General features: G+C 44.7%; 9 protein-coding genes. All 9 read left to right on the forward strand.

Annotated features, from left to right (window positions below):
- The first annotated feature begins 111 nt into the window (after positions 1 to 111).
- Positions 112 to 1,284 carry a glycerophosphodiester phosphodiesterase family protein gene (locus Bovatus_RS16600; protein WP_004322526.1) on the forward strand — a complete coding sequence of 391 codons (1,173 nt, stop codon included), beginning with the start codon at positions 112 to 114 and terminating at the stop codon, positions 1,282 to 1,284.
- 31 nt (positions 1,285 to 1,315) lie between these two features.
- Positions 1,316 to 4,312, forward strand: a complete 2,997-nt coding sequence (locus tag Bovatus_RS16605) for a SusC/RagA family TonB-linked outer membrane protein (RefSeq protein ID WP_004322525.1) — start codon at positions 1,316 to 1,318, stop codon at positions 4,310 to 4,312.
- Between the two features lie 13 nt (positions 4,313 to 4,325).
- Positions 4,326 to 6,101 (forward strand): RagB/SusD family nutrient uptake outer membrane protein, encoded by a 1,776-nt coding sequence (locus Bovatus_RS16610; RefSeq protein WP_004298096.1) that lies wholly within the window; start codon positions 4,326 to 4,328, stop codon positions 6,099 to 6,101.
- Positions 6,102 to 6,156: 55 nt separating this feature from the next.
- Positions 6,157 to 7,608 carry a right-handed parallel beta-helix repeat-containing protein gene (locus Bovatus_RS16615; RefSeq protein WP_004322524.1) on the forward strand — a complete coding sequence of 484 codons (1,452 nt, stop codon included), beginning with the start codon at positions 6,157 to 6,159 and terminating at the stop codon, positions 7,606 to 7,608.
- A gap of 19 nt (positions 7,609 to 7,627) precedes the next feature.
- A complete protein-coding gene (locus tag Bovatus_RS16620) occupies positions 7,628 to 8,521 on the forward strand; it encodes a fimbrillin family protein (RefSeq protein ID WP_004298099.1) in 894 nt (297 codons plus the stop codon).
- 18 nt (positions 8,522 to 8,539) lie between these two features.
- Positions 8,540 to 10,690 (forward strand): fimbrillin family protein, encoded by a 2,151-nt coding sequence (locus Bovatus_RS16625; RefSeq protein WP_004298101.1) that lies wholly within the window; start codon positions 8,540 to 8,542, stop codon positions 10,688 to 10,690.
- 57 nt (positions 10,691 to 10,747) lie between these two features.
- Positions 10,748 to 11,650, forward strand: coding sequence for a glycerophosphodiester phosphodiesterase family protein (locus tag Bovatus_RS16630; RefSeq protein ID WP_004322521.1), 903 nt, complete (start codon positions 10,748 to 10,750; stop codon positions 11,648 to 11,650).
- A 17-nt stretch (positions 11,651 to 11,667) separates the two neighbouring features.
- Positions 11,668 to 14,175, forward strand: coding sequence for a family 20 glycosylhydrolase (locus tag Bovatus_RS16635; protein ID WP_004298104.1), 2,508 nt, complete (start codon positions 11,668 to 11,670; stop codon positions 14,173 to 14,175).
- Positions 14,176 to 14,298: 123 nt separating this feature from the next.
- Positions 14,299 to 15,942 (forward strand): DUF6377 domain-containing protein, encoded by a 1,644-nt coding sequence (locus Bovatus_RS16640; RefSeq protein WP_004298106.1) that lies wholly within the window; start codon positions 14,299 to 14,301, stop codon positions 15,940 to 15,942.
- The last annotated feature ends 108 nt before the right edge of the window (positions 15,943 to 16,050 follow it).

Raw genomic sequence — 16,050 nt, forward strand, 5'->3', positions numbered from 1 at the left:
CCTTTGCTATTTTTTATCGGGGCATTTCCCTCTATTTTTGTCATAACCGAACGGAACGAACAGGTTCCGCCTTCGGGAGTTCCTTTTTTATTAACCTTTATAGAAATACAAATGAAAAATGAATTACTGCATTTTTTTGTTCCGGAAAAAGGAAGAAGAACAAAACGCCAGCCGATAAGCTGGTTATGCTGTTGGGCTATTCTATTGGGAATAGTTTGCAACGCTTGCTCTGACGATGATCCTGTGAAAAAGAATCCTTACCTGCAAGTAAGTACCCGTGCCCTGCTGAAAGAAGTGGTGGAGGTCAAATTCAACAACATTGATGGAAATACCGATATTACTGTCGATTTTGGTGACGGGACGGTCAAGGAGGGAAAGGCTGCTAATCCCATCACTTATGCCTATACCCAAAGTGGTGACTACACACTGCATGTTACGGCAGGTCAGTATGAGGTGCAGAAGAGAATCCGCATCTATAATCTGTTGGCGTTGACGGAGGCAATGAAGCAATTCAGAGAGCCGGACAACAAAAAAGTGTGGGTCATGACGCACCGTGCGCACACGTCGGACAGGACTGTTCCCGAAAATTCAGTCTCTTCCGTAGAAGATGCCATTGATTCGGGCGCTGAAGTGATCGAGTGTGATACTCACGTGACAAGCGACGGAGTGGTAGTGGTATGCCATGACCAGACCATCAATGCCACTACGAATGGCACAGGCGACATCACGAAAATGACCTATGCGGAATTACAGAAGTACAACCTGAAAGACCGGAATGGCCGGGTGACTGATGAAAAAATGCCTACTCTGGAAGAGTTTCTGAAAGCAGGCCGAGGTAGAATCTATTACAATCTTGACTACTCTCCGCGCACGGCGACCTCGCAGCAAGTGGTGGATATTGTAATGAAACTGGATATGATGGAATCGGTATTCTTCTACTGTAACAGTGCGCAGAAAGCGGAAGAAGTATTGGGCATTACTCCTAAAGCGCATGTATATACATGGACAGGAAGTCATAAACCGATGATGGGGCTACCGGGCAATTACTTTGTGCAATACAGCTACCTGACAAACGGGAAAAGTACTCCTTTGGGAAGTTCAATCAATGACGGAATGTTGGCTACGGTAAATATGCTTCCGGCAAGTGGCAGTAACGTATCAGAATGGACACTGAACGAGGGCTATCTGGATGAACTCTTGCAAATCTATCCGATGGTATGTATGATACAGACCGATTTACCGGACTTGTTGATTCCGGCCTTACAGGCAAGAGGGCTTCGTTAACTTTATCATCTAATATAAAAATCATCTATTTATGAGAAATATTCATTTCAAAACGTGTACCTGTCTGTTAGGTATATTGCTGATGCTGTTTTCCGGCATCCAGGCAAGAGGAGCTTCTTTAGAAGTGCAGCAGGAACGCAAGATATCCGGTACGGTGGTCGATGAAAAGGGTGAACCTGTCATCGGAGCTTCGGTGGTAGTTATAGAGACAAAACAAGGTACCATTACCAATATCGATGGTAAATTCCAGGTGAATACCCCGCAGAACGGACATTTAAAAGTCTCTTATATCGGTTATGAAACACAAGAAGTGGCTGTCAAAGACCGGCAATTACTGAAAATCGTGTTGAAAGAAGAATCCACTGCTTTGAATGAAGTGGTAGTGGTGGGTTATGGTACGATGAAACGGAAAGAAATGACCTCGGCTATTTCGCATGTCGGTGCGAAAGACCTGAATCAAATCTCCAGTCTCGATGCTTCCATGCTGTTGCAGGGAAAAGTATCCAGTGTGTCTGTTTCCAATACGGCTTTGGCCGATCCGAACAGTACGGGAAGTATCCAGATTCGTGGTATATCTTCGCGTAATGCCGGGCTAGGTCCGTTGATTGTTGTAGACGGAGTGCCGGGAGGGGATATGACAAATATCAATCCTGCCGATATTGAATCGATCGATGTGTTGAAAGACGGTGCCGCTTCCGCTATTTATGGTACACGCGGTAGCAATGGTGTAATCCTTGTGAATCTGAAAAAAGGAACCCGTGACGGGGAAGTGCATACTACTTATAGTGCTGCCGTCACCTTCAATAAAGCAAAGAAAGAGCTGGACATTATGAATGCGGAAGAATATCGTGCTTACCGCACGGTTTCCAATCCACTTTCCGATATGGGAGCAAGTACGGACTGGTTTGATGCCGTTACCCGTTTGGGAGTGACACACATGCACACGTTGACCTTTTCCGGAGGTAATGCGAGAACCAATTATCGTGTAACAGCCGATTATCGTAAAGCGCAGGGAATTGACTTGCGTTCCGACCGTAGGGAATATGGTGCGCGTGCTACCATCAGCCACACAACGAAAGACGGCCTGTTTACCTTTGCGGCTAACATGACTCCCCGTGTCATCGACCGGAACAAGTCAGCCAGTGTCTATGGCAGTGTCATCAAGAATAATCCGACAATGCCGGTTTATGATCCTGAATCAGCTAACGGATACTATCGTTTTCCGTCCGGAGGTGACAGCTCGAATATTGTCGAACAATTGAATGAGGAAGAGAATGGCACAGAGATTAAATTGCTGGAATGGAATGCTACTGCTGCCGTTAATTTGCTGCCGTTGTTCAATCCTAATAATCCGAACATGGTCTTGAAATCACAGGTTACTGTTTCACAGTATCAGGTAGATAAGTTCAATGGATGGTTCATCCCGTCTACCTATGGTCCTAATGTCAATTCGGGGGTTGCCGGAAAAGCGAGCCGTGACTTTGATAAAAACACCAACAACAATCTTGAATGGGTGACCAACTTCTCTACACGCATCAAGGATCATCAAATCCGTGCAATGGTGGGGTATAGCTATAATTATGGGGTAAGTTCGGGTATGGGAGCCGAAAACTGGGACTTCTCTTCCGACGGATTGACGTATAATAATCTGGGTTCCGGTCTGGAAGCAGCCAAAGAAGGAAAAACCATGATGAGTTCTTATAAAAATGACCATAAATTAATCAGCTTCTTCGGACGTGTCAATTATGATTGGAAAGAGCGCTATTTGTTCACTTTCTCTTTACGTCACGAAGGTTCCTCCCGTTTCGGTGAGAATCATAAATGGGGTAATTTTCCGGCTGTATCTGTCGGCTGGCGTATCTCGGATGAGAAGTTTATGAAAGGACTCTCATGGATTGACGATTTGAAGATACGTTATGACTATGGGGTGACAGGTAATCAGGAAATAGGTAATTACCAGTCTTTGGCTACTTATAAAGCTTATGGCTGGTATCAGTATGGCGGCAACAACTTCCATGTATGGGGACCGAGTAAGAATGTCAATTCGGAACTTCGTTGGGAGAAGGGACACAATCAGAATATCGGTTTGGACTTCTCGCTCTTCAAACACAAAGTGACCGGTTCATTTAACTATTTCCACCGTAAACAAAGCGATTTGCTCGGTAGCTATTCCGTATCGGTTCCGCCCAATTTGTTCTCTACCATCTATGCCAATGTGGGTACATTGCGCAATACCGGTTTCGAGCTTGATATAACTGTAAATGCTGTCCGGACAAAGGATTTCACTTATAGTTTTACTTTAGTGGGAGCCACTAATAACAATAAGTTTGTCAGCTTCTCTAATGATGTATACAAAGGGCAGAAATATTACTCCACCTGTAACATGGCGAATCCTAACAATCCGGGATATTTGCAACGGATTGAAGAGGGAGAACGTATCGGTAACTACTTCACCTACCGTTATGCAGGAGTCGATAAAAAGGGTGACTGGCTGATTTATGACAAGAAAGGAAATGTGATTCCTGTAGCGCAGGGTACGGAAGAAGACAAGGCGGTGACCGGAAACGGTTTGCCGAAATTCACCGGTTCTATGACGCATAACTTCACTTACAAGAACTTCGACTTGACTGTTGCCCTCCGCGGTGCTGCCGGGTTTGATATATTCAATGTGCACGACTTTTATTTCGGCTTGCAGAGTATGAGTACCAACCAGCTAACGACTGCCTATTCGAAGAATTCGCATATCACGACGGGTAAGAATGTGATTACCGACTATTTCATTGAATCGGGTGATTACCTGAAGATAGACAACATCACTTTAGGATATACCATGAACCTGAATAAGAAGTATATTGAGAAGATACGTTTGTTCGGTACGGCCAACAATCTTTATACATTCACGAAGTTCACAGGTGTAGATCCTTCTACATACGAAGTGAATGGACTGACACCGGGTACTTTCGGAGGAGGATACAACTATTATCCGTCTGCCTTCCAGTTTATTTTAGGTTTACAAGTTAGTTTTTAAAAAAAGAACCATTATGAAAATAACAAAATATATCATAGGATTGAGTATGATGGCGGGCACAGTGTTAGGCTTACCGTCTTGTACGGATCTGTCGGAAACGGTGTATGACCAGGTGATGTCCAAAAACTATTATAACACGAAACAGGATGTTATCAACGCTGTTTTCCGTCCCTTTGAGCACATGTATTGCTGTATCTGGATACGCCATGAGAACGAGGAACTTCCGGCAGATCAGTTGATTACTCCCACTCGTGGCACTTGGTGGTACGATGGAGGTTTGTGGGAAATGTATCACCGTCATCAATATGATGATATCAATCAAGGCGACTGGTTGAGCGAATGGGAAAACTTTTATGTAGGTATCGGCCAATGCAATATGGTATTGGATGACTTGAACCAATTGAATCCGTCCAATTTTGGTTTGAGTGACAGTGAATTTGAAAGTTTTAAAGCGCAGTTGCGCTGTATGCGTGCCTGGGGCTATCTCCGTCTGTTGAATACCCATCGCAACTGTATTCTGACTACTACATCAGACCAGGCTGTGAACGAATTGCCGGAAAACCGGAAACAAGTCTCTCCGCAAGTAATGTTCGATTTCATCGAGAGTGAATTGAAAGACTACTGTCTGGCAGCTTTGCCCTCCAAGAGTGGACAATCCGGAAACGGTAGCCAACAGGGACAGTTTACGAAAGCTGCTGCGGCATCCTTATTGGTGCGTCTCTATCTGAATGCGGAGGTATGGATCGGTCAGGCGAAATGGCAGGAATGTATCGATATGTGTAAACGTATCACGGGAGGAGAGTTCGGATATTATGCGATTGCGGATAACTGGTATGAACCTTTCGACTGGAACAATGAAATGTGCAATGAGGTGATCTTCGGTTTTCCCGGTTCTTACGGGCTGACCAGCTGGCATCTGCAAAATGACAGAAGAACGGTTTACGGACGTGGTTTGCCTTATGGTAGTGCGTATTATCTGAAAATAGAGGGAAATGGCGAACGGAATCCGAAATACGCGCTTTCACCGAGCTATGACAATCAGCAGCCACGAGAACTGTTCGACTATGGATTGGGAATGGTTACCCGGAAGTTTGCTAAGTATCAGGGAGACATACGTTATAAGCAATATGTAAACACTGGTAACAATACCCGTGAAGGTATGTTCTTTCTCGAAGGTAAGATTGCCAACTCCGCTGTCAGCGGAGGATATGCTAAGAATCCGGACAATCAATATGTGATTTATTTGCGTGACCAGGTCGGACGATTCGAAGGGAATGCAGAGTCAGGCTATATCTCCAATCCGGCTTATAAGGAATCTAAATTGGGTAATGGTGACTTCAACTCCGGACTTTACTGTGTGAAGTATCCTTTCTATCCGTTTACCGGAGGTTATTATATTGAGTCCGACTATACAGAGATTCGTTTGGCAGAGATTATTTATTCTCAAGCTGAAGCTCTTCTCCGTCTCGGACAGGCGGGTGAGGCTGGTAAATTGTTGAACAGCGTGCGTAAGCGTAACTACGAAAACTTTACAGCAAATATCGCTTACCAGCCGGAAGGCAACGTGGTACTCGATCGGAAAGAAATGCTGGATGAGTGGGGACGGGAATTTCTGGCGGAAAGCCGTCGTCGTACAGACTTGATTCGTTTCGGCAGGTATCAGGAAGCATGGTGGGACAAACCACGGGATGCGGACAATCATTATGAGCTGTTCCCCTTGTCGCAGACACAACTGGAACAGAATGAATACCTGAAACAGAATCCCGGTTATCCGGATATTGCCCGGTGAAATCGGTGAATTTGCGATTATTCTTATCTAATGTACAAGTTAAAAAAGAAAGAAAATGAAAAATAGTTTATTCATAATATCGAAGCTATGTATGCTGGCTTTCATTCTCCTGTTGGCACAGGGATGCCAGGAAGACTATGAGATGATAGACCCGCCGCTGATGACCGACTACGACGATGATCTGGACGAAGAAGTGATTATGCAGAAAGGGCTGGAGAGTTACTTTGTGACTCAATTCGGTGAAGGTGAGATGGATGGTAGTTCCTGGGAACAGGCGTTGGATGTGGCTGGTTTCCGTAAGCTGTTGAGCGGTTCTGTCGATCTGTCCAAGAGTACGATTTACATGAGTCAGGGGAAATATGTCATGTCCGAAGAAAGTGGACTTGGTGTAATCGTTCGTAAGAATGTAAAGGCGATTAAGGGCGGATATAGTCAGTTTAGCGAAGGGACCGATGTTTCGGCACGTGATATAGATACATATGTGACTGTTATCAGCGGCGATGTGAACGGAAATAAACAGGCGGATGCCGGTGATTGTGGTTTGTTATTGGTGAAGAAAGGGCATATTACCATTGAGGGAGTTACTTTCCAATATGGATATGTTTCTGAAGCGGATGCCAGTACAACCGAATGTGGTAGTGGAATTTATGTGAGCGGCGGTGCCGGTGATACTTCCATCGAGTTGACCGACTGCGTGATTAGAGATTGTACATCAGGAGTAACGACTTCTGCCAAGCAGGGTGGTCCGGCAGTCTTTGTCTTGTCGGGACAGGTACGGCTGAATAATGTGAACTTGCTGGATAACACGGCTGTCGGTCGTGGAGGAGCTGTTCGTTGTAATAGCAAGACAGCGGTGGTGTTTATGAATGGTTGTCTGCTGAAAGGTAATTCTCATAACGGTTCGTGGGGAAATGGTATTCAGATGTCGGAAGGACATATCTGTATTAACAATACCACGTTGATAGATAATATGGGGACAGGTGCCGCTTTGAACGGAGGAGGAAGTATCCTGCTGACCAATAATACAATCATTGGAAATACGAGCGATAGTCATGGAGCAGTACGTTGTGAGACAGGTGTCGGCGGTGATACGAAGTTTATTAATAACCTATTGCTCTCTGAAAATCCTTCGGCTCCGAGCTTTAATCTGAACGGCAGCAATTTTGAAGCCTTTTCGAAGGGATATAATGTGTATCAGCGCGTGACGGGAATAACGATGAGTGCGTCCGATACGGCTTATCCCAATCCGGTGAATGGTACGCTGGATGAAAAGGGAGTGTATGTGTGGGATCTTAATCAGATTGGTTCGGTAAAAGGATATGCTACCAAACAGGCGGTGATAGAAGTTGCGAAAAGTTTTAATCCGGTGGCTTCGCCTATTGCTAATTTGGGAGAAGTGTTTGTGGAATGGGTCGGTGAAGATGCTTTCGGTATAGACCAACGCGAAGTGACTCGTAATGCGAACAAGATGCAAGCCGGTGCTTATGATGCGGTTCTGACAAATTAAATTCTAAAACGACTGTAACATGAAGAAGATATTTTATATGATAGCTTTGGGTATCGGACTAGCCGGATGCTCAAACAACGAGGATGAGTTACTATCAATGGGCAGTTTCCCCGAAGATCATGTCATCCGCGTCATTACCGAAGTGAATGAACCTCTGTCACGTGCAGGGTATGACGCCATGAATCTGGAACGTTTCGGATTAATGATCCGTAACAGCGAAAATGCTGCTTATAACTATCATAAACAAATGATTGGTTCCGGCAGTTCCTGGAGTACATCCGACGGTCAACAGATGCTTTGGGATGCAGAAAGAACACCTGTGACGATGATAGCGTATGCGCCATTTATGAGTGAAGCTACTCCGGATGCTTCGTTGACGGTCAATGCGTTAACCAACCAGTCTACCGAAGAAAATGTGAAATCCTCCGATTTCCTGTTGATGAAAGCAACAGTTGACCCGGAGCAGGATTTGACGGCGGATGGGAAACTGAAAATCTCTTTGAATCATGCCATGAGCAAGCTGATTATAAAAATCACGGTCAATGGTACGACGGATGCTTCCATGAGTAAGTTAGGAGATATGGCCATCAATGGGGCTGTTGTCAATGCCACTTGTGATTTGTCGGCAGCGGCTCCGGTAGTTGTTCCTGCTGCGGATGCGGTAGTGGCAACTGTGGCTCCCTATAAAGGGACGGAATCCTGCGAATGTATCCTGCCTCCGCAAAAAATAGCAGAGGGTTTCTCTGTCAATTTCAGCTATGACGGGAAACTGTATATCTGGACTGCAAAAGAGGCCATTGAACTGGAGAAGGGCGTGGAACATACCTTAACTCTCAATGTAAACACAACAGTCCGACTGGCTGCTAAGGTGGCCAGAAATTGGGCAACCGGGCAACTTATCGACCGGAATTAAAGAAGGAGGAGATAAACTATGAAGATTACAAAACTGATATTGGCTGCGTATCTACTAATGAGTATGGCGGCTTGTGATACGGATAAAAATATAGCTGTATACGGTGAAGATTCCGGTGCTATTCAGATTGAAGCCGCTATTAATACTGCCTTTACCCGCAGTAATCCCGGTGCGGCGGGAGATCAGCAGAAACAATTTAATGAGGGTGATGAAATTCAGTTAAGTTGTGAGGATGGGTATCTGAATTATGTACTTGCCGGAGGAAAATGGGTGCCGACCGATAACTATTATTTGAGATGGGGTGCAGAGCCGGTGACTTATTCGGCTTTCTATCCAGTGGTAAGTGGAGCCAGTACGACTAATTTTACGCTTCCCACGAATCAGCAACGTCTCGAAAATCTGGCTAAAGCAGATTATATGACGTGTACTGTGGAGAATGCAACAGACGATGGTTCCCGTATTCTTCGTTTGGGCATGAACCGGAAAATGGCAAAAGTAATCATGACGCTTGCAGATGTAGGCGGACAAGGTAAGGTGCAGGGGGTAAAGATCGGTTCTTATCAGGGATATACGAATGGCGAAGTGGTATCGGGTACTTCTTTGATATCGCCGTTCATTACAGTTCCCGAAGGTGGTAAGGCAGGACAGAACGGTTGCACTTATACTGCCATCGTAGCCCCCGGAAAAGCCGGGACAACCGATACGTTTGTCTCCTTGAATTATTTGGGAGAAGATTTGGTATTACCCGGTATCCCGGAATTGAAGCCCGCAAAGTGTTATGAATTCACGCTGAAAGTGGAAGGTTCGATTATAACCATTAGTGAACCCATTGTTTCTCCGTGGGATAGCGGTACTTTGCCGGGAGGAGATGCGGAAGAATTGCAGCTTGCGGCTTACTACGTAAAAGAACAGCCTGCCGGAAACGCAACCGGTATGGATTGGGATAATGCAATGGGAGTGGATGCGCTGCGCAACTTATTACAGACGAATGGTAACAGCGACATTTCCAACGCTAATGCAGTCAAACTGGATGGCAAGAAGATTTATGTAGCTGCAGGCTCTTATGAGATGGCGAAAGAAAATTCCGGCGTGAAGATAGAATATAGCGGTTATAGCAAGCAAGTGGAAATAACGATTGAAGGCGGATATGATCCTTCAAGTACGGGAACGGACTTGACTAAGCGTGACGTTCGTAAATATACGACTGCTTTTGTCAGAAATAGCGGCAGTGGAGCGTCAGCAACATCCAACTCTTTATTAGTGCTGGGTAATCAGACAAATATTATTTTCGACGGTTGTACTTTCAACGGACAATATGGATTGAGCGATGCAGGAAGTGTCCGTGCCGTATTTGTTGCGGCAGGTGGAGGTGATGCAACCCTGCAACTGAATAATTGTGTCATCAAGAACTTCAATCGCGGAAGCGATGGTGGAACAGATGGTGGAGCAGCCGTTAAAGTATCAAAGGGAAGAGTCCTGCTAAATGATGTAGAGATGGTGAATAACAAGGCGACAGGGCGGGGAGGAGCCATCACTACCACCGCAGCAAACAGCTTCCTGTTTATGAATAATTGCTTGTTACATGAGAATTATGCACCGACCGCTTGGGGAACTGCCATTCATGCCGGAAATGGATATGTCTGTATGAATAATGTAACCGTACTTGGTACCACCGCTACCGGAGGAAATAGTATCACAGTCAATGGAGATGCCTATTTTATGCTTGCCAATACTACCATTGTTGGAAATTCAGGTAATCCGAACGGTGTCTTCCGTGCAGGGAAGAATGCTTCCCTGGTGGTCAACTCTTTATTTGCCAAAGGAGCCGGAAACAGGACGATTTATGCAGGTAATATCACTTCCGGAGGATACAATGTCTATCAGGCGGCGGATGCAGGTTGGGGAGCTGTTGCTACAGACACAGACTATTCATCCCAAACTCTTCCCGCTGCAACTTTGACCGATGGTGTTTACCAATGGACGGTAACCGGTACTATTGATGAATTTGCGACGAAGCAGGCTGTGATTGATGCGGTGAAATCTTTCGATGCAACTGTGGGACAGCAATTTATCAATTGGGTGGGCGAGAACGGCTTTGGAGTAGACCAACGAGGAGTTGCCCGTAATGTCAACAAGATGCAGGCTGGTGCTTATGATGCCGGGTTGTAGCAATAAAGTAATAGGTCGTTGAACAAAATTGAGTAGAAAGATTAAATAATGATAGATATGAAGAAAAGCAAGTTTATAGTGCTTTTGTTACTTTTCTGTTTGCAGCCAGGTTTCCTGGCTGCACAACGGGCGGAGGCCATCCGCAAGGATGTATTGAATCCGCACCTGGATAAAGTATTGGTGGTGGCGCACCGTGGAAATTGGAGTATTGCCCCCGAAAACTCCCTGGCGGCTATTGATAGTGCTATTCGGATGAAAGTGGACATTGTAGAGATTGATATCCGTAAGACGAAAGACGGTCAGCTGGTGCTGATGCATGATGATACGGTAGATCGCACCACCAATGGTACAGGAAAAGTGAAAGATAAGACATTGGCTGAAATAAAGCAACTTCGGTTGAAAGATAAAGACGGCCGTCTGACGGAACATACGGTTCCTACTTTGGAAGAAGCTTTGCTGGCTGCCAAAGGCCAGATAATGGTTAACCTGGATAAGGCTTACAGTATTTTTGATGATGTGTATGTTATATTGAAGAAAACCGATACTGCCGATTTAGTGATAATGAAAGGTGCTCAACCGGTGGAGACCGTGAAGCGGGAGTTCGGCTCTTATCTGGATAAGGTAATCTATATGCCCGTCGTAACGATTGATGAGGAGAAATCGATGAAGGTAGTCGAGGACTATATGGAACAGTTGCATCCGGTTGCTTTTGAGTTGTGTTACCGGAATGTATCAAGTCCGGTACCTGCCCGGATGGAACGCAGGCTGGCAGGGAAAAGCCTGATCTGGTATAACACTTTGTGGGCTTCTCTGGCAGGAGGGCATGATGATGAGGCTGCCAGGAAAGACCCGGATGCAAGCTATGGGTATCTGATAAACAAGTTGGGAGCAAGAATCCTCCAAACAGATAGTCCGGCTTTTATGCTCGATTATTTGAGAAGTAAAGGATGGCATGACTAATCACTAAGACTAAATTTATGAACGATATAAAGTTTTCTTTATGGGCAGCGGGATGGTTGCTCATCCTGCTCCTTGCAGGCAGTTGTAAGTCAGCAAATGAATCGAGAGCTCCGGTTGCTTTAACCTGGGAAATGGGAAGCTACGATGGGAATGGTAAATATTATGAGAATTCTTTTGTATTGAAGAATGTTTCGGATGCTCCTATAGGAAAGGATTGGGAGATTTATTATTCGCAGTTTCCCCGTTCGATCCGGCAGGATGCTTCGTCACCGGTTAGGGTAGAGGAAGTAAATGCGACCCTTTTTAAAATATATCCGGGAGAAGGATTTATTTCACTGGCTCCGGGAGATTCATTGAAAGTGATATTCCAGTGTGACGGAGAAGTGCCGAAGAATTCACATGCACCCGAAGGGAGTTATTGGGTCAGTCAGTCGGGGGCGTTGAAAGGTAAGCCGCTGCCTGTGACGTTGCATACCATTCCATTGCCTGTTACGGAATGGCAAAAGACGGCCGCACGGAAGACGTACGAAACCAACCTTCGTTTACTGAATGTGGAAACTCCGGAGTTCCGGACGACGGATATCATACCTTCCGTAAAGAAGGTGCTTGCTACCGGAGGAGAAACGGTGTTGGAGAAACAACTATCTTTGACTTTCCATGAAGATTTTGCCAATGAAGGAAAACTGTTGAAAGAGAAGCTCACCGCATGGTATGGATTGGAAGTTGTGTCGGAAGCACCGGTTACCATTGTCATGGATTATCTCTCTGACAGGAAAAAGGCAGTCAATGAGGAATATTATGAACTGTGCATTGACGGTCAGCAGATCAGGATTAGTGCCGCTACTCCACATGGAGTTTTTAATGGTACACAGACTTTGTTAGGATTGCTGAAAGGGCAGGAAAGCCCGTTCCGGTTGGAAGCAATGTCTATACAGGATTATCCGGACTTATTATATCGGGGACAGATGCTCGATATTGCCCGAAATTATACAACGGTGGATAACTTAAAGAAGCTGATTGATATGCTCTCTTCTTACAAACTGAATGTGCTCCAGTTCCATTTCTCAGATGATGAAGGCTGGCGGTTGGAAATTCCGGGATTGGAGGAGTTGACTGCAATCGGATCGCGGCGGGGACATACAACCGATGAAAAAGACTGGCTGTATCCGGCTTATGATGGTGGATATGATCCGTATGCCGCAACATCAGGAAATGGTTATTATACCCGGGAGGAATTTATTGATTTATTACGATATGCGGCGGAAAGACATGTGCAGGTAATCCCGGAAATAGAATCCCCCGGTCATGCACGTGCGGCGATTGTGGCAATGAATGTACGTTATAAGAAATACATCGATACCGATCCGGAGAAAGCGAAAGAATATCTTTTGAGTGACTTGCAGGATACTTCCCGATATGTTTCGGCACAAGCCTATACGGATAACGTTATGAATGTAGCCTTGCCCTCCACTTATCGTTTTATGGAAAAGGTGATTCAGGAAATAGTGGCTATGTATAAGGAAGCCGGTGCACCGTTGACTACCATTCATTTGGGAGGTGATGAAGTGGCTAAGGGTGCATGGATGGGATCTCCTTTATGCAGGGCGTTAATGGAAGAGCAAGGCATGGAAAAGGCGCATGACCTGGCCGAATATTTCATTACCCGGGTAGTTGATTGCCTGCAACAGCATCATTTGTCTTTTAATGGCTGGCAGGAAGTAGCTTTGGGGCATCAGAAAGACACTCATGCTTATTTATCCCAACGGGCAGCCGGTATCAATTCATGGAAGACTGTTCCGGAATGGAAAGAGGATGAGATTCCTTATCAGATAGCCAATAACGGTTATCCGGTCATTCTCTGCAATGTGAATAATTTCTATCTGGATTTGGCTTATGATGCTCATCCCGATGAACCGGGACATTTCTGGGGAGGATATGTGGATGAATCCAAAGCATTCTCCATGCTTCCGTTCGATGTCTATCGTTCCTCACGTACGGATATGGCAGGCAATCCGGTGGAAATCAGTTCCGTGGGAAAAGGAAAAACGACATTGACCGCATCCGGCAGGAAACAAATAAAAGGGGTACAGGCACAATTGTTTGCCGAAACAATTCGAGGATTTCAATGGGTAGAATATTATACATTCCCTAAAGTGATGGGATTGGTAGAACGTGGCTGGAATGCGCATCCGGAATGGGAAACCCTTTCCGGTGCAATGGAGCAGCAAGCCTTTGACCGCGATCTGGCACTGTTCTATGAAAAAATCAGTGTAAAGGAAATGCCTTGCTGGAGCCGGATGGGGATAAACTTCCGTTTGCCTCATCCCGGACTCTCCATTCAGGATGGACTTCTGTACGCGAATACTTCTATCGAAGGAGCACAGATACGCTATACGACGGATGGGACTGAACCGACGGTTGATTCGGAATTATGGGAGACTCCTGTAGCCTGTCAGTCTGCGGTTGTAAAAGCAAAACTGTTTTATAGGGATAAGCAAAGTGTGACTAGCTGTTATTGGCAGTAATTAGTGGAATAGTATAATAGATTTACTTTTAATTTCTAGCCGTTTTATTCTTTAAAATACGAAGATTTTCTCTACATTTGTCTTTATTAGTCTTGTAATCTTCTATTAAAGTTTAATACTCCGATGAAAAAAAAGTACCTGATATTTCTTTTGCTTCTCTCTTTTCCACTATATACCTGGGCTGATAAGACTCTGGACTCACTGTTGAATGTGCTTGATTTGACAATTCAGGAACATGAGACTTATGTAGCTCAACGTGAATCACGTATCAGACACCTTAAAGAGTTGACACACGAGATAGAAGCAAGTTCTGCGGAGCATTACAATCTGAACAGTCAGATATACAAAGAATATAAAGCCTTTATCTGCGACTCTGCAATCCACTATTTGAATGAAAATATCCGGATTGCAGAGCGCTTGCATGATACAGACCGGAAGATAGAAAGTCAGTTGCAGCTTTCATTATTATTATCTTCAACGGGAATGTACACGGAGTCTATTGATGTTTTAGAATCAGTAGACCGACAGAAAGTTGTCTCCCGTTTAATTGCTGATTATTATACTTGCTTTGACCATGTGTATGGTGAATTGAGCGTTTATACCCAGGATAAAACCCTTTCGGGACGTTACTGGAGTATCTCGCAGGCATATAGAGATTCTTTATATGCTATATTGCCCCCAGAATCGGAAGAGTACCTGATGATGCGTGAAGCATCACTTCGCGATCAACACCAGTATGAGGAAGCCTTAAAAGTGAATGATCTCCGGCTGGCAGAAATAGAAGTAAATACTCCACAGTATGCATTGGTCACTTACCATCGCTCTTTGATTTACAAATACAGTAATGATAGTCTGGGAGAGAAACGAAATCTATGTCTTTCTGCTATATCGGATATCCGTTCTGCTATTAAAGATCATGCTTCGTTGTGGATGCTTGCCCAACTACTTTATGAAGATGGTGATATGGAACGTGCGTACCAATATATGCGCTTTTCCTGGAATGCGACAAAGTTCTATAATGCCCGTTTGCGTAGCTGGCAGAGTGCTGACGTGCTTTCATTGATTGATAAAACCTATCAGGCAATGATTGAAAAGCAGAACGACCGTCTTCAACAGAACCTGCTGCTTATCACTGCACTGTTGGTGTTGTTGATTGTAGCCTTAGGATATATCTACCGTCAGATGAAAAAGCTGGCGGATGCAAGAAATCATCTTCAGGTAGCCAATGGACAGTTAAACGGATTGAATGAGGAGTTGAGGCAAATGAATAGTTGCCTGTCTTCCACCAATATTGAACTTTCGGAGTCCAATCAGATCAAGGAAGAGTATATTGCCCGTTTCATCAAGCTGTGTTCTACTTATATCAACCGTTTGGACGCTTACCGGAGGATGGTGAATAAGAAAGTATCTGCCGGACAGATTGCGGAATTATTAAAGATAACGCGTTCGCAGGATGCTCTTGATGAAGAACTGGAAGAATTATATGCTAACTTTGATACAGCTTTTTTGCATCTCTTCCCTAATTTTGTGGGGAAATTCAATGATTTATTGCAGGACAATGAACATATCCTGCCGAAAAAAGATGAGTTATTGAACACTGAACTACGAATCTTCGCTTTAATACGTCTGGGTATTGAAGACAGTTCGCAAATTGCGGAATTTCTTCGTTATTCAGTGAATACAATCTATAATTACCGGGCGAAAGTAAGGAATAAGGCCCGTGGATCGAGAGACGATTTTGAGATTTTAGTACGAAAAATTCGCTGATTAAGACTGTAAACTAACCACTTTTTTGGATATGTTATATGTGTGTAAATGGTTGATAATCATTTTGATGATGTTTTGTGTCATCCACTTATTGACCCCTCCCTGTTA

The organism is Bacteroides ovatus, assembly GCF_001314995.1.
GTDB lineage: Bacteria > Bacteroidota > Bacteroidia > Bacteroidales > Bacteroidaceae > Bacteroides > Bacteroides ovatus.

Excerpts from the sequence above, each read along its gene's own strand:
- Bovatus_RS16640 (WP_004298106.1), top strand. The coding sequence starts at position 14,299 with ATGAAAAAAAAGTACCTGATATTTCTTTTGCTTCTCTCTTTTCCACTA.
- Bovatus_RS16605 (WP_004322525.1), top strand. The coding sequence starts at position 1,316 with ATGAGAAATATTCATTTCAAAACGTGTACCTGTCTGTTAGGTATATTG.
- Bovatus_RS16635 (WP_004298104.1), top strand. The coding sequence starts at position 11,668 with ATGAACGATATAAAGTTTTCTTTATGGGCAGCGGGATGGTTGCTCATC.
- Bovatus_RS16625 (WP_004298101.1), top strand. The coding sequence starts at position 8,540 with ATGAAGATTACAAAACTGATATTGGCTGCGTATCTACTAATGAGTATG.
- Bovatus_RS16620 (WP_004298099.1), top strand. The coding sequence starts at position 7,628 with ATGAAGAAGATATTTTATATGATAGCTTTGGGTATCGGACTAGCCGGA.
- Bovatus_RS16600 (WP_004322526.1), top strand. The coding sequence starts at position 112 with ATGAAAAATGAATTACTGCATTTTTTTGTTCCGGAAAAAGGAAGAAGA.
- Bovatus_RS16630 (WP_004322521.1), top strand. The coding sequence starts at position 10,748 with ATGAAGAAAAGCAAGTTTATAGTGCTTTTGTTACTTTTCTGTTTGCAG.
- Bovatus_RS16610 (WP_004298096.1), top strand. The coding sequence starts at position 4,326 with ATGAAAATAACAAAATATATCATAGGATTGAGTATGATGGCGGGCACA.
- Bovatus_RS16615 (WP_004322524.1), top strand. The coding sequence starts at position 6,157 with ATGAAAAATAGTTTATTCATAATATCGAAGCTATGTATGCTGGCTTTC.